We start from the raw sequence: 16,947 nt of genomic DNA on the forward strand, positions 1-16,947 counted from the left end.
CAACTATACATAGTAAGATGTCATCAAGAGGTGATTTTATGAAAAATTTAGATACTAGTCAGCGGCTTAGAGAAACTACCCGCTTGTTAATTCGCAATCTTGGATTTTTAGATAGGAGTGAGGCAGTATGCTGTGGTATCACGTTAACCCAATGCCATACAATCGTTGAAACAGGTAGGAGAAAGCAAATATCTGTCAATGAATTATCAGAATTACTAAACCTTGATAAGAGTACAGTCAGTAGAACGGTAGAACAGTTAGTGAATAATGATATTTTAGTTCGGCAACCCGATTTGAGTGACCGACGTTATGTCGTGTTACAACTCACCCAAAAAGGTGAAGTCTTGTTTGGAACTATCGAGCAGCGAATGGCAGTATATTTTACAGAAATTATAGAGGAGATCCCGAAAGAGAAACGAGAACAAGTGATAGAAAGTTTGCAACTTTTCTCAGAAGCAATACACAAAAAACGATGCTGTTAATTAGTTAAGGGGCATCATTGCTGATAAATATAAATAAATGATAGGGGTGGATAGTATGACACAAGATATTAGGGAAGATGTAAGAAAAAAATATGCACAAGCTATTACAAAGAAGTTGAGTTGTTGTGGTGCTGGGGCATCTCATAATCCAATAACAGGAAATTTATATGAAGCAAATGAAATGGAGGGATTGCCTGAAGACATCGTTAAGGGATCATTCGGGTGAGGAAACCCAACAGCCCTTGCAGAGTTACATGCGGGAGAAATTGTGTTGGATTTAGGCAGCGGTGCTGGCCTTGATGTACTTCTTTCAGCAAAGCGAGTGGGAACTTATGGTAAAGCTTATGGATTGGACATGACGGACGAAATGTTAGCAGTGGCTAAAGAAAATAAGGCTCGTTCGGGAATTTCCAATGCCGAATTTTTAAAAGGTCACATAGAAGCCATTCCATTAATCGATAATGCAATTGATGTAATTATCTCTAACTGTGTTATTAATCTTTCCGGTGATAAAGATAAAGTGTTACAGGAAGGTTATCGTGTGTTAAAACCTGGTGGCAGGTTAGCAATCTCCGATATTGTACTAACTCGTGTCTTACCATTGCGTACAAAAAAATATAACAGCCTGGGCAGGCTGCATAGCTGGGGCATTGCTTGAAGAAGAATATAGGGAAAAACTTATTTCTGCGGGGTTTACTAATATAGAAATAGTACGAACACGGACGTATGAATTTAGCCAGGAACAGGCAGATGTGCTTTTATCTGAACTGTCAGAACCGGAAAGAAAATCTTTAAGTGGTAGTTTGGTAAGTGCTTTTATTCGTGCTAAAAAGCCAACTGATAAGCTTGTCGTAGATACGGATTATACGATTCGTACTGCTAGAGAATCGGATTTATCAGCGATTGATAAACTTTTGTCAGACAGCGGATTAACGAACGTCGGTGTACGAGAAAATTTATCGAATTTTTTAGTAGCTGAATGTGAAGACATTGTAGGCGTTATTGGAATCGAATTTGCTGGACATGGCGTAATGCTAAGATCAATGGCAATTTCTCAAGAGTTAAGAAAACGTGGTATAGGGGCAGCCTTATTTAATCGCTGTTTAGAAATAGCACGTGCTGCAGGCAGCAAAGATGCATACCTTTTAACGAATACAGCAGAAAAATTTGTAGTGCGTTGGGGGTTTCATAAGATACAACGATCAGAAATACCAAATGAACTTATACAAAGTTCCATGCTAAATAATTTTTGTCCAACATCAAGTAGTTGTATGAAGTTAGAATTATAAAAGAGTAATTGTGATAATAGCAGAAGGAACAAGATTGGAATTTATGGATAAGGATTTAATGATAAAAAACAAAAGGGCTTTTCTAACAGGGAGAACAACTTATTATAAAATACGTCATCATTTTGTTTGAATTTATAAGGTAAAAACAGCTCTGTTTATATGGGAAGTTTGAGTGTGCGCCAGCTAAATAAGTATGGTTTTTTCGCTGAAACGGTGCTATACTTATTTTAAATAGCGGGTGCGTTGTTTAGGGATAGGATTCTATTACCTGACAACAAACCGAATTTTGGATAAAAGTAATCGTGCTGATTTTCATGAAGGTTCGTCCTGAATGAGAAGGCGAGTTATAGTGACACTTGATTTATTGTCTAAATTTTGGTGTATATACTATTCCTGTGCCTTGGCTGCACAGGATTTTTTTATGTCTGAACGGAGGAGTTCTTATATGGAGGAAACACGTGTGGCACTGATTGGAATTATGGTGGGAAACCGAGATTCTGTTAGTAAAATGAATTCTATTTTAGAAGAATATGGTACATATATTGTGGGGCGTATGGGGATTCCTTACCACAAGCGAAATATTTCGGTTATCAGTATTGTTATGGATGCGCCGCAGGATGAAATCAGTGCATTATCAGGCAAACTGGGTATGCTGCCAAATGTAAGTACGAAGACGATTTATGCCAAAATGCCGTCGACTGCGGAATGACACAAAAGGAGAGAGTAAGCTATGTATGATCCAAAATCAGGCGAAGCAACAGAATTTATTGACCACGAAGAAATTTTAGAAACTTTAGACTATGCAAAAGCCAATAAAGGCAATCGTGAATTAATTGAGCAAATCATTGAGAAGGCATCTGCTGGTAAAGGCATCAGTCATCGTGAAGCATCTATTTTATTAGAATGTGACCAGGAAGATCTCAATGAAAAAATGTTTACGCTGGCAAAAAAATTAAAACAAAAACTATACGGCAATCGCATTGTTATGTTTGCGCCGTTATACCTTTCCAACTACTGTGTAAATGGTTGTGTATATTGTCCATATCATCATAAAAATAAAACGATTAGCCGCAAAAAACTGACGCAGGCTGAAATTGAAAAAGAAGTCATTGCTTTGCAGGATATGGGGCATAAACGTCTGGTTATTGAAACAGGCGAAGACCCTGTCAACAATCCTATGGAATATGTACTCGACAGTATTAAAACAATTTATAATATTAAACACAAAAATGGGGCAATTCGCCGGGTAAATATCAATATTGCCGCAACAACGGTAGAAAATTATCGCAAATTGAAAGAAGCACAGATTGGTACCTATATCTTATTTCAGGAAACGTATCATAAAGAAAATTATGAAACACTTCATCCGACTGGTCCGAAACATAATTATGCGTATCATACAGAAGCAATGGATCGGGCGATGGAAGGCGGCATCGACGATGTCGGTATTGGCGTACTTTTTGGTCTCAATATGTATCGTTATGACTTTACCGGTCTTTTGATGCATGCGGAACATCTTGAAGCCAGAATGGGCGTTGGCCCACATACGATCAGTGTACCGAGGATTCGTCCGGCTGACGATATTGATCCGGCAACATTCACGAATGCAATTGATGACGATGTTTTTGCTAAAATTGTTGCTATTATTCGAATTGCCGTACCATATACAGGGATGATTGTTTCGACCCGTGAATCACAAAAATCTCGTGAACGTGTCTTAGATTTGGGGATTTCACAAATCAGTGGTGCATCCAGTACCAGTGTTGGTGGTTATGATCATAAAGAAGCTGAAGATGACAATTCAGCGCAGTTTGACGTCAACGATACACGTACCCTTGATCAGGTCGTGAACTGGCTGCTCGATCTTGATTATATACCAAGCTTCTGTACGGCTTGTTACCGTGCAGGCCGCACGGGTGACCGTTTCATGAAATTGGTGAAATCAGGTCAGATTGCGAACTGCTGCCTGCCAAATGCTTTGATGACGCTCAAAGAATATTTGGAAGATTATGCATCAGAAGATACGCAGCGTAAAGGCGAAATCGCCATTAAAGCCCAAATTCCCAATATCCCGAATCCAAAAGTGCGTGTAACCGCACAGGAACATTTGCAGGAACTACATGATGGGAAACGTGATTTCAGATTTTAAACGCATTTTATATACAAAAGAATAAATGACAAAGGGGTCGTTATAAAACATAACACAGTAAAACAATATAGATTGTTTTTACGGCGTCTGTTTTATAGCACCCCTTTATATATTTGGAGGAAAATCTATGAGCTTAACAGATACACCAAGAGCAAATCGCCTTCATATCGGGCTTTTCGGCAAACGTAATAGTGGCAAGTCTTCACTCGTCAATGCTCTTACCAATCAAAATATTGCCCTTGTGTCCGAAGTGGCAGGAACGACAACAGATCCTGTTTATAAATCTATGGAAATATATGGAATTGGTCCATGCGTTTTTATCGATACAGCTGGTTTTGATGATAGTGGAGATCTCGGCACAATGCGTGTCGAAAAAACGAAACTAGCTCGTGAAAAAACCGATATTGCACTTGTCTTATTCAGCGATGTTGATCTTGTCGAAGAACTGCAATGGATTGCTCATTTTAAACATGCGAAAACACCAGTCGTGGCGATTATCAACAAGGCGGATATTCTTGCCGATCGTATTGATGAACTCAAAAAGGTCATTAAGAAAAACAGTGGGCTGGACCCGATTGTTGTCAGTGCAAAAGAAAAACAGGGGATAGCAAAAATCCGGGAAGAAATTATTCGTCTCCTGCCGGAAGATTATGAAATTAAAAGCATTACTGGTGATCTTGCCAAAACTGGCGATACGGTTCTTCTTGTGATGCCGCAGGATATTCAGGCACCAAAAGGCCGCTTGATTTTGCCACAGGTGCAAACCTTACGTGACTTGCTCGATAAAAAATGTCTTGTTATGAGTGCAACAACAGATAAACTCGATGAAGCCTTAGCAGCAATGAAAAATCCACCTAATCTCATCATTACCGATTCACAAGTCTTTAAAACAGTGTATGATAAAAAGCCGAAAGAAAGTAAATTGACTTCATTTTCGGTGCTTTTTGCTAATTATAAAGGGGATATCAAATTTTTCACGGAAAGTGCAAAATCCATTGCTTCCTTGACGGAAGATTCTCATGTATTGATTGCCGAAGCCTGCACACATGCACCGCTTAAAGAAGATATTGGCCGCGAAAAATTGCCAAGATTGCTGCGTGCAAAAATTGGTGAAAAGCTTACGATAACAGTTGTGAGTGGTACCGATTTTCCTGATGATTTATCAGGATATGATCTTGTCATTCAATGCGGAGCTTGCATGTTCAATCGCAAATATGTCTTATCCCGTGCGGAAAAGGCTCGCTCCCAAAATGTACCGATGTCCAATTATGGTGTCGTGCTCGCCTATTTGTCCGGTATCTTGGATAAAATTGATTTCTAAATGAAAAAGGTGTTGTCGCACGTTGCAAAAACGTGCGGCAGTTTTTTTACAAAAAAAGAACTCCCAGGCGTTTAATCGTCTGAGCGTACGTGTAATTGAAAAAAAGAGGAACACCAACGAGATAGTTCCCATTTTTTGGTTTCGTAGCAAGTGAAGTAATGTATCTATCCTTTAAAAACAGCAACACTAAAATTATTTTTTCATTGCGCTATATAATAAGTTAACTTATAATAAGTGTATATAATATATGGAGGTAGATAAAATGTTGGAATTTACATTTCAAACTAAAATTAAAGCACCTGCACGGGACATTTGGAATATGTATGCTGATTTTGATAAGCGCCGCCAATGGGAAACAGATTTAGAATATATTAAATTGGATGGGTTATTTTCAACAGGGACTTTTGGTGTTATGAAATTGGCAGACCAGCCAGAAATGGTATATACACTCACTTCGGTGATTCCATATAGTCAATATTGGGATCGCACAGAGATTCCTCACACAGGAATTGCAATATGTTTTGGCCATGAATTTACGCCAGATGACAATGGGACATTATTAAAAGTGAGTGCAAAATTGGAGAAATCAACCGGTGAAATTACAGATCAAGATATTTTGTTTTTATCTAATATATTTTCAGACACACCTCAATCTATATTAGCGATAAAAAAACTTGTGGAGATATAAATGTTTAATTCGAAATATCAAAATGATTCTTCAAAAAGTCCCGGGTTCTTATTTATTAAAGCCTATAGTAAATGGTACAGTGAAATACAAAAAACTCTTCATACCATTGGATTAACACATTCGCAACTTGTGATTTTGACAGTCATTGCCTATTTTCAAAATCGTGGTGAAGATCCAACACAAAAAATGGTTGCAGATCATTCTTCGATTGATGTAATGACAACTTCGCAAATATTAAAATTGCTTGAAAAAAAACTATATATTCAAAGGATGCAACATCCTACAGACACACGCGCCAAAATCATACTTTTACTGGATGCTGGTCGAGATAAAGTGAATCAAGGAATCCCTCTAATTGAAAATATTGATGATCTCTATTTTGGAAAATTGAGCGATGCTTTACCAGCTTTTATGAAATCTTTACGTAAATTAGCCTTATAGTCTATGGAATATAAAGAGAAATGCATTATTAAAAAAACACACATAAGGAAGAATAAACCCCGTCAATCCCTGTAAAACAGGGATTGACGGGGTTTTAAATGTCGTAGGGCACTGTCTTCTTCAAAAGGCATTTTTCTGTATTCGCCCTGGATTTGCCAGGTATGCCCGCCACTCCATGCGATCGCTCTTTTTTTACAAGCAAAATTTTTCTAAAACTTGAATATTTACAAGGGGGTAAGAACGACATTGTTACATCTCTTATATTTATCAATCTTTCAAATCACAAGAGAATCAAACCGGAAATTTGCAAATACGTTTTTTATTTTCTGACAATACAACTATGTGAAATATCTGTTTGAAGCGCTTCTGAATATCTCGTTTCTGATAGATCCTAAACCTCTAAATGAGCACCTTCTGTGGAGCGAAAAAATATAGAAAATTGGTCAATTGTACGGTTTTTTATAACGTGCGACTTAGGTTATGAGCAATAATATTCTTGTAAGGACGGAAGTTCCAAGCAGGCTAGACGCCCGCCAAAGACACAACCACAGTCGATATCAATCTTGTCATGGTGAATCGGATCATGCCAGATTAGTGAGTCACTGATACGTTTGGGGGCATTCGGCAGATAAAATGTAGGGGTATGCCCGAAGATGACCGTTTTGCCGACATAAGCCGGGTGCGCGTAAAAATCACGAAGTCCCCAGATAAAATCTTTGGTTGTATTTTCAGCCAGTTCTTTCGCTGGATTGATACCGGCATGAGCAAAAATATAATCATCTATTACAAAATGTGTCGGCATGGCACGAATGTAGAAAAAAAGTTGGGTTAAATTTGTCACCGAAAAATCTTTGATTTCGTTCAGCGTTTTTGACCCACCATTGTAGGTGAACCAAATCAAAAGTTCTTCTGGCGGACGTTTTTTCCAGTTCGTATCTGCTAGCATTTTTTGTAGATTTTCTTCCAGCATTTGTTCATGATTGCCTTTCAGGAAAATAGCACCGTTTTTGTGTAAATTCTGGCAGAGTTCAAAACTTCCAATATTATCTTCACCGCGGTCTAAAGAATCGCCTGCGATAATCAATAAATCTTGTGAGGGGTCGTATTGAGACTGTTCTAAAACTTTGAGAAAATATTTTTTTTGTCCGTGGATATCTGAAACTGCCAGAATCCGTCGATATTTTTTTTCGTCCATGAATCAGTCACTCCTTTTCTCTATTGTATAGTTCAAAAACCCAGAAAACAATAGACGGGCGAATTTTCCTTTTGATTTTAGCAAGAAAATAATTTTTGCGGATTTTTAGAGAAGAAAATCCCCTGATATAGTATAATAGAAAAGAGTTCGTAATTTAAATAAGCTGTGATTTTTATTGATCCAGCCAATATGAGGAGAGATGATATGTTGAAACATTCAAAAATCATGCTGTTGTTTTTGCTGTTTACATTTCTTATAGCAAATATCCAGGTAGCAAGTGCGGAAACAGAGTGGCAGTGGATTTCATCGGATAGCAAATACAGTAAATACTTTGCACCGGAACGAGTTGTGGTCACCGTGCAAAAAAATAATATCGCAACTCAAATTGAAGCCTGGACCAAAACCGGTTATGATTATGCTGGTGCGGCAGAAACAATTGCGAATTATGGAATTCAAGCTATTATTCCAGATCCGGCAAGACTCAGCTATAGTTTAGCCAGACTTCATATAAATCCACAGGAGCGTACGGTAGAATATGTACAGGAGATTTTTTATGATGTGAATGGGAATGTATTATGGTCGAAAGATACCAGTACACCTATCGTGAAAGAGATAAATTCTCGCTCTTTTGATGAAGATTTTTATTGTCTGATTGTCGATCAGGTATTTAACAAACATGAAACCCAGCAGAGCAAAGCAAGTGACCGCTGGTTAACCTTGTGGAAATCCGAAGCAGCAGACGGTTCTACCGTATGCTGGGCTGACACCACCACAATTCGTCTGCGTGGTAATACGGCAACCCTTTGGGTATGGGAAGAACGCAATACGAGCGGCAAAGTGACGGAAATAAAATTCCGCAAAAAGATCTATAATTTAACGAACGAAACAAGCAAAATCATGACCTATAATTACTGGAATGAAAGCAAGGGCTGGATTGTTGAAACGGACGGAATCGATGGCAGATTTTATTCTATTGTACCCGACAGTAACGAAGATGCTGGCATCAAGGAACTAAAAAAATACATCGCATCCCATAAAGACTGGGTTTCTCGCTACAATGTAGAATAGAGAAATTTTGACAAAGAATCATTGCTTTGTTATACTATAACTTAGTGTGTGGTTGTAGCTCAGACGGATAGAGCGGTTGCCTCCTAAGCAATAGGTCGAGGGTTCGACTCCCCCCAATCACACCAAATGAAATCAATGCCTCCCAGCGATGGGGGGCTTTTTTTGGTTCTTTGTCAAGTGTTAGTGGTGTTCATGAGCATTTCAAATGGAAAAGCCAAAACAACTACTGGTTGATTTTTATGTAGAAACTTCAAATAATATTTGTTGGACATTCAATATATTTAAGCATAGAATTATTTTTGACAATACTGTTAATTAAAATTAAGGATGATGCTTTATGTTGAATAATATAGAATTTGGGAAAAGAATTGCGCTATTGAGAAAAAATAAAAATTATACGCAAGAAAAAATGAGTTCTTTTTTAAATGTTACGCCACAAGCAATTTCTAAGTGGGAGAATGGTGATTCATTGCCTGATACAGGGATATTACCATTGTTGGCACAAGTCTTACAAGTATCTATAGATTATTTGTTAGTTGGCGAGATCTTGATAGAAAAGACAAGCCCATATGATAATCAATATCAAAAAGAAACGTATTATTGGGGGAAGGAACCGTCTTTACTAGCAAAACAAATTATAAAATTAGTTGATGATATACCAAATAGAAGTTTGCTAGACATTGGAAGCGGCGAAGGTCGTGATGCAGTATATTTTGCAAAGAATGGGTTTCAAGTCGATGCGTTAGAGATATCTGAACCTGGTATAGAAAAAATACAGAAATATAGTGTAGAAAATGGCTGTAATGTTAATATTTTGCATGAAAATATGATTAACTACGAATTGAAAAAAACATATAATATTATTTATTCAAGTGGAAGTTTACAATTTTTACCGCTTGATCAAAGAAAAGATCATTTTGAAAATTATAAGAAAAATACGGCTGTCGGAGGAATTAATGCACATCTAGTTTTTGTAGAAAAGCCTTTTATCAAGATTGCACCAGACTGGGAGAAAAATGAATTCTTTTATTTATCAGGTGATGTGCCTAAGTTCTATGCAGATTGGCAAATTCTATATTATGATGAGCAAATTATAGACTGTAATTCAGCTGGATTGGCACATCAACATGCAGTTTGTTGCATAATAGCAAAAAATAGATAGAATTTGTTTCAAAATATTATCCATCACGTTGCCTGCCCTAAATTTTTGACAAGTAAAATGTAAGATAAATACCTGATAGTATTTACTAATAGAATGACATTCCAGAGCAGTCGGTATATAATATATCTAAAACAAAGTATTGAGGTGGATGGATTTTGAAAAATACAATTCCCGAAGTCATCTTAAACGATGGTTTAGCATTACCACGTGTTGGTTTTGGCACCTATACATTAAATGGGGCTGCAGGGGTACAGGCAATACTAAGCGCCATAAATATTGGCTATCGTTTATTGGATTCAGCTTTTAATTATGAAAATGAAGGAGTAGTTGGTGAAGCTGTGCGACGTTCATTCATTCCACGAGAGCAGCTACTGATTACTTCCAAATTACCAGGAAGACATCATTCATATAATGAAGCCATTACAACGATCCAAGAATCTTTATATCGAGCAAATTTAGATTATTATGATCTTTATTTAATTCATTGGCCAAACCCGATTAAAAATTTATATGTAGAAGCGTGGCAAGCGTTAATCGATGCAAAAAAATGGGGGTTAATCCGATCTATTGGAGTTTGTAACTTTTTGCCAGAGCATATTGAACGATTGATTCAAGAAACTGGCGTAATACCAAGCATCAATCAGATTGAATTACATCCTTTTTTCTCGCAAAAAGAACAACTTATATATAATCAAAAACACGGAATTATTACTGAATCATGGAGTCCCTTAGGTCGCAAAAATACTCTACTGATGGAAAATAAGGAACTTTTAAGAATTGCAGAAACACATCACAAATCCATATCACAAATCATTCTTCGGTGGCACATACAACTCGGATCCATTCCTATACCAAAGTCTTCCTCTCCCAAACGCCAACTTGAAAATTTAGCTCTTTTTGACTTTACCTTAAGCGAACAAGATATGATGATGATTTCGACATTAAATCAAGAAAATGGACGTCTTGCTAACCAAAATCCAGCCAGTTACGAAGAGTTTTGAATGATAAAAATCCGCAACCTTTAACTATAAAGATTGCGGATTTTATCATTTATTCCTAATGTGGCACTTACCTGTGCTTAGGGTGCTTCGACGGTGGTTTTTTTAGAGTGAATCAAGAAGCTGTGACAGTTAGGCACGATGTGACATTGGAAGTAGGAAAATATATACATTTAACAGAGTCAATAGAATAATTAATATCACATAAGGAACATAGGAGTATATTGCTTGTTTTTTCGGATCATTGCTTTGTGGTCCGTAATTAAATCCAGAAATACGATATGCTGTATAGGCAGACCCTACTACACCTAAGAACAACAATGCAAATTGCATGATTTCTATTGTGTTTGCCGATAGTACTGCTGTTGAAGTTGGCTGTACATGTATTCCAAACATTGCCATACCGGCATACAAAACAGCTTTTCCTTCGGCAAGCAAATGAAATAAATTATGTGCCATATGTCCGGCAAAATCCAAGGGGATTAATGCATAGCCAAAACGAGCAAAATTTATATATGTCGAAGCAGAGTTTATACGAGAACTAATCCAGCTGGTAATGTAAAGTAATAAAACAGGAATAGCCATGGCAATAGCAAAAATTACGGTAAATGTTATCGCATAATTATCTGTGCCTAAAAATATTTCTAGGTAATGTTGTGCTTCAGCCCAGACGTCAAGCATTGTAATGTTTTGAACAAAAACGATTCCCATAATAATTACCGCTAAGAAAGCTTCTGCAACTTTAGGGCGTTGAATAAACCAAAGTTCTTTTGTTGGCATACGAAGGGAAACCTTGATAGAATCATTGGGACAATTTTTTATACAGTCTCCACAAAAATTGCAGGAAGCATTGCTGTCCATTGTTTTAGGAAATTCAAACATTGGGCATCCGGGAGCTTGCTCTCCCCCCTTATAGCAAGCTGCTACATTACATGTTTTACATGTTTCAGGAGAACTCCGAAGTTCTAAAGCTGCACTACGTGAATAATTCCCTGATAGTCCACCTAAAAAACAAAGATAACGACACCAAGTTCGACGCTCAAAAAAAGCTCCGGAAACGATTACACCTGTGGTAATTAAGAGCATTATAACGCCAGAGCCTCGGGGATATTCTACCATACCAAAAACATGATCACTCCAGGTAATTAGCACATATATAAAATCAATAATCCATATGCCATATTTTTTTAAAAAACGAGGTACGGGACGATGATTGCCTACAAATTTTTGCACAAAATCACTTAACATGGCAAAAGGACAAATTGCACACCAAACACGTCCTACAATCAAGAAGGTTAGCGGAATAATAGACCACCAAAAAATCCATGTCATTGCAGTACCGAAATTATCATGCGGGGAAGAACTTCCAAAGAGCATTTGAAAGATAATAACGCAAAATACGATAGCTGTAGGCCATTGCAAGATTCCAGGGTACCAGCGACTTTTAAAAATTCTTTTTAATACATAATTAAATTTTTCGTCCATTTCCCAACACCTCCTTGTTTCTGAATTTCATTACGCCAGCAGAAATAACAACGATAGTATTAAACAACAAAAAGGTATAGATAAATGGCCAATTAGGACCGACACCTGCTTTTCCTGTTGTCCGGTCATCATGTTTATGGTGATTTGGTTCTTTACCTGCATTTTCAGAACCGTGGCTTTTATGGATATCTTCTCCGGACATAGTATTTCCTTCCGACGTACTTGCATCGGAAGCATGTTCATGCGACATTTCCATACCATCGTCCATAACCATTGTAGTATGTTGATTAACGACTGTTTCATTAGAATGATTCGCTGCATAGCTTGGTGATAAAAAAATCCCTGCTGCTGCAAGGCTGATTAAAATTCCCAACCAGAATTTTTTCAAACAGAACACCTTCTCTTATTATGTTTGGCTTTATTTTACAATTTAAATATCAAGGAACTATGAAGAACATGTTAATAACTTATGAAAATTATTAATATTGATATAAATGATATATTTAATATCCATTCAATATATCACTCTGCCGTTTCAGTAAATGCTGTTTTTAGGGTGGGAAGAATTAGATCAATTTAAATAAAGAGACGACTAGATTTTATTCTAGTCGTCTCTTTATTTAGGCACTGTATAAAGTTGAATGACATTATTAATAATTTTATCACAATAACCCGGTTAGCAAGGCCATAAAGCTTTGCGTGGATCGTTGTTTTTTTGATAGTCTTAATGAATTTACATAATAAATAATTGCAATAGAGATAGATGATTCATTTTACTGGACTGCTTCGGACAATGCTTCTTTTTTAGAAGCGGCAATAGCTAAAACATCTTGTAAAATATTTGATTCTAGGCCATCATTTTTTTCTTCAATGCGACTGCCGATAAAAAACACATCAATAAGTGCCCAAATTCCGATACCGCCAAGTGTTAATAACATACATATTCCTCGAATGGTATCCCCAGCATAAAAGCGATGACCGCCAAAAGCTCCGGTAAAAAACCATAATAAATAAGCGATTGTTTTTGATTTTTTCTTTTTGTCAAACTCGCTTTGTAATAATACTAATTGTTCAGGGGATAGATTGCTTTTTGCTAATAAATTTGAATCCATATCAACACTTCTTTCTTGAATTTATTGTAAGCTGCAATGCAGTTGTTACTAAGTTTATTCTAGCTTAATATTTCGTTTATAATGTTTAAAATTTCCCGATCGGATAAGCCATCTGTTCCTATTTTCTGTGATGGGATAGCTTAATCCGTGCTGGATGTTGGTGCGGAAATTTTTGCAGATAAATTAAGAATATATTTCTTTAAAATAGCACGGTCGCTTTTGGGGAGTTCCAAATATGTAAGAAGCAGCTGCTGGTCAAATTTATCCAGATTGTAGGTCTTTGCGAGCTGTTCTATAGCAGAGTCGTCAGGTTCGATAAACATTTCACCGATACCAGTGCGCAGCCAAGTTTCATTTACATTAAATACAGCAGATAATAATTTTATATGTTTATCTGTTACGCTGCGAATTCCTTTTTCAATATTAGAAATACCAGAATTAGATAGCCCTAATTCGTTACCTAAATCTTTTTGACTCAAATGTAATTTTTCACGAATGTTTTTAAAACGAGTATTTAAAATATCCAAAATGTCACCTTCCCATATAAAAAATAACATTAAAACCTCTGTTTGTAAATAAAATTGTAAAATGTTATTGATTTATTTCTGTTTGAATAGTATAATATACACAAACAGAAATAAATATTAAAGGGAGAGAGTATTATGCAAGTTTTTGAAATGGCAACACAGGAGTTATTGTTGAAGCACGAAGAAGGGAATTTGAAAAACTTGGAGGACATATCGGCAGATTATTATTGGGCGCAGAAGGCGATCAATCAATTAGAGAAAGAATTAGAAGCAAATTTACCGCAAGAAACTATGACAAAAATACGGGAGAGTTGGTATAAACTTGGACTGCAGGAAAGTATTGCCGAAGATATCTTTTATGACCAAGGGTTTTCCGATGGTGTACGAATGCTTTTGGAATCTTTAACATGGGGTCCGGTACGAAGATAGTTTACGGATGTCTACAAAAAAATGCCTCTCGCAAAGAGAGGTATTTTTCTTTTATAAGGTAGACGGCAGCACTCCTTTAGGGCAGGTTATTTTATTTCCTTTAGCGAAATAAAATATAAGATGGATTTACAAGACTGAGATTTACAATTATAAAAAAATGTTTCCTAATTATAAAGAAAAGAGTTTTAGAAATCATTTTGTTATCCTTTTCGATCGTAAAATGCGATAATAGAGATGCATCTTGTTTTAAGCAGCACGAAAGAATTTGATTCGTTCATGCAGTTTTTAAATAAGCTTCATTCAGGGAGGTCTTGATTTTTAGATGAAAACAACGATTTATTATTATTCAGCTACCGGAAATTCGCTCCATGCTGCTAAGAAAATCAGTGAAGGAATAGGGGATTGTAAGCTAGTGGCAATGGCCTCACTTGGCGATCAAAATAAAATTTTAGTAGATGGCGATCAGATTGGCTTGGTCTTTCCCCTGCATTATTTTAGTGTTCCACCATTGGTGAGGGAGTTTGTTGAACGATTAGAAATACCCAGTGCAGCCTATGTATTTGCTGTTGTGACATGCGGAAGTTCAGCGTTTAGTAGCGCTTTGAGTCGGGTTAAGCATATTTTAGGGAAAAAAGATCAGCAGCTTTCGGCGGGGTTTCTTGTGCAAATGTTATCCATTTATCTTCCATTATCTGCATTGCCTTCTATTGATAAACAAGATAAATTGTTGGCAAAAGCGGATCGTAAACTCGATCGCATCATCGCTATGATTTCTAAGCGAGAACATCATTTCGACGGGGAACATATCAAAAGTCTTTGGACGGCGATTTCACGTTATTGGCAAAAAAATCAACTGCCGAATTCGTATAAAAAATTCTCCTGCGCTGATTCTTGTACGGTGTGTGGACTTTGTAAGAAAATCTGTCCAGTGGGAAATATTCAATTGGAGTCGGGTAAGGTTCAGTGGTTGAACAATTGCCAGGAATGTCTGGCGTGCCTGCATGTTTGCCCAGTACAATGTATTGAGTTCGGCAAACGTACGTCTGGCCGTCGACGTTATCGTCATCCGCAAATTACGGTAAAAGAATTGATCACTAAATAAATTTGTAATCCTCCGTATCAGTAATTTTTTAGTCAAAGGAGTTTCAAAAATCATTTTGTTATCCTGTTAGAAAGTAAAATGAAAGGAATTGATTCGTCCATGCAGTTTTTAAAAGGGAATTTTAGTTTGAAAAACAGGTTTATAGTTTCCTGTGCCATGGTTTTCATATATTACGCAGTGAGTTCAGTTTCTGTACTGGCAAGTTCAGCGGATGTTAATAATGTGGATTTTTGGCGCAAAAATTTAAAAAATGGTGATGCCGTTATTATGAATAGTAATGACATTACAAAATATAATAAAGAGATGCTTCGTAAACAACCGACCACGAATTATGATTTAAAGAATTATCCGAAATCTGTTAAAGGCACGACGCTGCAAGCCATGTTACAGGAAAATGATTTTCCGACAGGGTATGTGAACGGGCAGCCCATTTCGGGTTCCTTTAAAAATCAAATATTGAGTAACATGAATCTAGGAGCCGCAGCCGTTGATAATCCCGTAAAATGGGGATTAGCGGTTAGACGTTCTTCTTTACGTTTATATCCTGCAACTGAGGGGATTTTTGATGATGCGGATGATCAGGAGTTTGATTCCTTGCAAGCTACGATTATCAATCCGGGTGAGGCAGTAGCTATATTATATAAGAGTACCGATCAAAAATGGAATTTTGTCCAAAGTAATAATTATCGAGGCTGGGTTTGGGCTGATAATATTGCCGAAACGAGTTATAAAGAGTGGCTGAAATGGCAAAATCCGGATCGCTTTTTGGTAGTGACGGTGGCGGAACTCAATCTACAAACGAAGTCTGAGGCTTTATTGCTGGAAATGGGGTCGCATTTACCTGTTGTTGGTAAAGATAAGAATAATTATATTGTAAAATTACCACAACGGCAGAGTGATGGGAAAGCAGTTTTTATCAAAAAAACAGTTTCTGCTGATGGTCAGGTGCATTTAGGAAATTTACCTTATACACGTGCGAATATCATTAAACAGGCTTTTAAATTTTATGGCCAGCCATATGGCTGGGGCGGCCTGGAAAATAGTGTGGATTGTTCGAGCTTTGTTATGGATATTTATCGCTCTTTTGGTTTTATGATGCCGCGTGATGCGGATACGCAGGAGGTTGCAGTCGGGAAGGTCCAAAGCGTTACACCACAAAATGTGCAGTCGGTTCTGGATTCAACGTTGCCGGGGGCTACACTTCATATGGATGGACACGTGATGCTTTATCTTGGACATATGGATGATCAGTATTATGTGATCAATTCATTAGGTTCCTATGGTGACAGTAATAATGTAGGCAGTGACGGGCGTTTGGCAAGAGTGCCAGTGATGCAAGTTGTCACAACAGATATAAAAAATACCCCGTTGCGAAGTGGTAAAAGCTTTATGGAAGGCTTGCGTACAGTTAAAGAATGGCAATATTAATTGTAATTTGATATAAAAAGGCCCGCGAACGTATTGGATTTCAGGTGAAATCGTTAATGTGTTTGCGGGCT

Annotated in this window: 20 protein-coding genes and 1 tRNA gene; 16 read left to right on the forward strand and 5 right to left on the reverse strand. The window is 37.1% G+C overall.

What is annotated here, in order from left to right; translation table 11 throughout:
- The first annotated feature begins 38 nt into the window (after positions 1–38).
- The 9 genes from BMY14_RS08670 (at position 39) to BMY14_RS08700 (ending at position 6,370) form a co-directional block, all read left to right on the forward strand.
- Positions 39–482 carry a MarR family winged helix-turn-helix transcriptional regulator gene (locus BMY14_RS08670; protein WP_091830910.1) on the forward strand — a complete coding sequence of 148 codons (444 nt, stop codon included), beginning with the start codon at positions 39–41 and terminating at the stop codon, positions 480–482.
- A 55-nt stretch (positions 483–537) separates the two neighbouring features.
- Positions 538–708, forward strand: coding sequence for a hypothetical protein (locus tag BMY14_RS20850; protein ID WP_245741330.1), 171 nt, complete (start codon positions 538–540; stop codon positions 706–708).
- A 45-nt stretch (positions 709–753) separates the two neighbouring features.
- Complete coding sequence (locus BMY14_RS20855) at positions 754–1,140, forward strand: methyltransferase domain-containing protein (protein WP_245741332.1); 387 nt, start codon at positions 754–756, stop codon at positions 1,138–1,140.
- Positions 1,133–1,771, forward strand: coding sequence for a GNAT family N-acetyltransferase (locus BMY14_RS20860; protein ID WP_245741334.1), 639 nt, complete (start codon positions 1,133–1,135; stop codon positions 1,769–1,771). The genes BMY14_RS20855 and BMY14_RS20860 overlap by 8 nt, the downstream gene beginning before the upstream one ends.
- Positions 1,772–2,216: 445 nt before the next feature.
- Positions 2,217–2,480, forward strand: coding sequence for a TM1266 family iron-only hydrogenase system putative regulator (locus tag BMY14_RS08680; protein WP_019552876.1), 264 nt, complete (start codon positions 2,217–2,219; stop codon positions 2,478–2,480).
- A gap of 21 nt (positions 2,481–2,501) precedes the next feature.
- Positions 2,502–3,920, forward strand: coding sequence for a [FeFe] hydrogenase H-cluster radical SAM maturase HydG (gene hydG, locus BMY14_RS08685; RefSeq protein ID WP_091830912.1), 1,419 nt, complete (start codon positions 2,502–2,504; stop codon positions 3,918–3,920).
- Between the two features lie 127 nt (positions 3,921–4,047).
- On the forward strand, positions 4,048–5,241 hold the full coding sequence (hydF, locus tag BMY14_RS08690) for a [FeFe] hydrogenase H-cluster maturation GTPase HydF (RefSeq protein ID WP_091830914.1): 1,194 nt from the start codon (positions 4,048–4,050) through the stop codon (positions 5,239–5,241).
- Positions 5,242–5,503: 262 nt separating this feature from the next.
- Positions 5,504–5,929: an SRPBCC family protein gene (locus tag BMY14_RS08695; protein WP_091830916.1), complete on the forward strand. Its 426-nt coding sequence runs from the start codon at positions 5,504–5,506 to the stop codon at positions 5,927–5,929.
- Positions 5,930–6,370 (forward strand): MarR family winged helix-turn-helix transcriptional regulator, encoded by a 441-nt coding sequence (locus tag BMY14_RS08700; protein WP_091830917.1) that lies wholly within the window; start codon positions 5,930–5,932, stop codon positions 6,368–6,370.
- Between the two features lie 478 nt (positions 6,371–6,848).
- Here the strand turns inward: BMY14_RS08700 and BMY14_RS08705 are convergent, their stop codons facing one another.
- Positions 6,849–7,565, reverse strand: a complete 717-nt coding sequence (locus tag BMY14_RS08705) for a metallophosphoesterase (protein ID WP_091830919.1) — start codon at positions 7,563–7,565, stop codon at positions 6,849–6,851.
- A 204-nt stretch (positions 7,566–7,769) separates the two neighbouring features.
- On the opposite strand from BMY14_RS08705, the gene BMY14_RS08710 reads away from it, so the two are divergent.
- From BMY14_RS08710 to BMY14_RS08725, 4 genes are all read left to right on the forward strand, one after another.
- A complete protein-coding gene (locus BMY14_RS08710; protein ID WP_091830921.1) occupies positions 7,770–8,633 on the forward strand; it encodes a hypothetical protein in 864 nt (287 codons plus the stop codon).
- A gap of 48 nt (positions 8,634–8,681) precedes the next feature.
- Positions 8,682–8,758, forward strand: a tRNA-Arg gene (locus BMY14_RS08715).
- A gap of 212 nt (positions 8,759–8,970) precedes the next feature.
- Entirely contained in the window at positions 8,971–9,795 is an 825-nt protein-coding gene (locus tag BMY14_RS08720) for a helix-turn-helix domain-containing protein (RefSeq protein ID WP_091830922.1), read from the forward strand.
- 155 nt (positions 9,796–9,950) lie between these two features.
- On the forward strand, positions 9,951–10,796 hold the full coding sequence (locus tag BMY14_RS08725) for an aldo/keto reductase (RefSeq protein ID WP_091830924.1): 846 nt from the start codon (positions 9,951–9,953) through the stop codon (positions 10,794–10,796).
- Positions 10,797–10,925: 129 nt separating this feature from the next.
- Here BMY14_RS08725 and BMY14_RS08730 read toward each other — a convergent pair whose 3' ends face one another.
- The 4 genes from BMY14_RS08730 to BMY14_RS08745 all read right to left on the reverse strand — a co-directional run bounded on the left by BMY14_RS08730 (position 10,926) and on the right by BMY14_RS08745 (position 13,917).
- Positions 10,926–12,278 carry a 4Fe-4S binding protein gene (locus tag BMY14_RS08730; protein ID WP_091830926.1) on the reverse strand — a complete coding sequence of 451 codons (1,353 nt, stop codon included), beginning with the start codon at positions 12,276–12,278 and terminating at the stop codon, positions 10,926–10,928.
- Positions 12,262–12,666, reverse strand: a complete 405-nt coding sequence (locus BMY14_RS08735; protein WP_091830928.1) for a hypothetical protein — start codon at positions 12,664–12,666, stop codon at positions 12,262–12,264. The genes BMY14_RS08730 and BMY14_RS08735 overlap by 17 nt, the downstream gene beginning before the upstream one ends.
- A gap of 385 nt (positions 12,667–13,051) precedes the next feature.
- The gene (locus tag BMY14_RS08740; RefSeq protein WP_091830930.1) at positions 13,052–13,390 is read right to left on the reverse strand and encodes a TM2 domain-containing protein; all 339 of its coding nucleotides are present in this window, start codon (positions 13,388–13,390) and stop codon (positions 13,052–13,054) included.
- 140 nt (positions 13,391–13,530) lie between these two features.
- Entirely contained in the window at positions 13,531–13,917 is a 387-nt protein-coding gene (locus tag BMY14_RS08745; RefSeq protein WP_177177527.1) for a helix-turn-helix domain-containing protein, read from the reverse strand.
- Positions 13,918–14,052: 135 nt separating this feature from the next.
- Here BMY14_RS08745 and BMY14_RS08750 point away from each other — a divergent pair, with 135 nt between their 5' ends.
- The 3 genes from BMY14_RS08750 (at position 14,053) to BMY14_RS08760 (ending at position 16,876) form a co-directional block, all read left to right on the forward strand.
- Entirely contained in the window at positions 14,053–14,346 is a 294-nt protein-coding gene (locus tag BMY14_RS08750; protein ID WP_091830934.1) for a hypothetical protein, read from the forward strand.
- Positions 14,347–14,668: 322 nt separating this feature from the next.
- Positions 14,669–15,448 (forward strand): EFR1 family ferrodoxin, encoded by a 780-nt coding sequence (locus tag BMY14_RS08755; RefSeq protein ID WP_019552864.1) that lies wholly within the window; start codon positions 14,669–14,671, stop codon positions 15,446–15,448.
- Between the two features lie 177 nt (positions 15,449–15,625).
- Positions 15,626–16,876 carry an SH3 domain-containing protein gene (locus BMY14_RS08760; protein WP_177177528.1) on the forward strand — a complete coding sequence of 417 codons (1,251 nt, stop codon included), beginning with the start codon at positions 15,626–15,628 and terminating at the stop codon, positions 16,874–16,876.
- Positions 16,877–16,947 lie beyond the last annotated feature (71 nt).

The sequence above is a fragment of the Propionispira arboris genome, from assembly GCF_900109225.1.
Taxonomy (GTDB): Bacteria; Bacillota; Negativicutes; order Selenomonadales; family Selenomonadaceae; genus Propionispira; species Propionispira arboris.

Bases quoted from the DNA above. Each gene is read 5' to 3' on its own strand.
- BMY14_RS08750 (WP_091830934.1), top strand. From the start codon at position 14,053: ATGCAAGTTTTTGAAATGGCAACACAGGAGTTATTGTTGAAGCACGAA.
- BMY14_RS20850 (WP_245741330.1), top strand. From the start codon at position 538: ATGACACAAGATATTAGGGAAGATGTAAGAAAAAAATATGCACAAGCT.
- BMY14_RS08740 (WP_091830930.1), bottom strand. From the start codon at position 13,390: ATGGATTCAAATTTATTAGCAAAAAGCAATCTATCCCCTGAACAATTA.
- BMY14_RS08670 (WP_091830910.1), top strand. From the start codon at position 39: ATGAAAAATTTAGATACTAGTCAGCGGCTTAGAGAAACTACCCGCTTG.
- BMY14_RS08730 (WP_091830926.1), bottom strand. From the start codon at position 12,278: ATGGACGAAAAATTTAATTATGTATTAAAAAGAATTTTTAAAAGTCGC.
- hydG (WP_091830912.1), top strand. From the start codon at position 2,502: ATGTATGATCCAAAATCAGGCGAAGCAACAGAATTTATTGACCACGAA.
- BMY14_RS08720 (WP_091830922.1), top strand. From the start codon at position 8,971: ATGTTGAATAATATAGAATTTGGGAAAAGAATTGCGCTATTGAGAAAA.
- BMY14_RS08755 (WP_019552864.1), top strand. From the start codon at position 14,669: ATGAAAACAACGATTTATTATTATTCAGCTACCGGAAATTCGCTCCAT.
- BMY14_RS08680 (WP_019552876.1), top strand. From the start codon at position 2,217: ATGGAGGAAACACGTGTGGCACTGATTGGAATTATGGTGGGAAACCGA.
- hydF (WP_091830914.1), top strand. From the start codon at position 4,048: ATGAGCTTAACAGATACACCAAGAGCAAATCGCCTTCATATCGGGCTT.
- BMY14_RS08695 (WP_091830916.1), top strand. From the start codon at position 5,504: ATGTTGGAATTTACATTTCAAACTAAAATTAAAGCACCTGCACGGGAC.
- BMY14_RS08705 (WP_091830919.1), bottom strand. From the start codon at position 7,565: ATGGACGAAAAAAAATATCGACGGATTCTGGCAGTTTCAGATATCCAC.
- BMY14_RS08710 (WP_091830921.1), top strand. From the start codon at position 7,770: ATGTTGAAACATTCAAAAATCATGCTGTTGTTTTTGCTGTTTACATTT.
- BMY14_RS08700 (WP_091830917.1), top strand. From the start codon at position 5,930: ATGTTTAATTCGAAATATCAAAATGATTCTTCAAAAAGTCCCGGGTTC.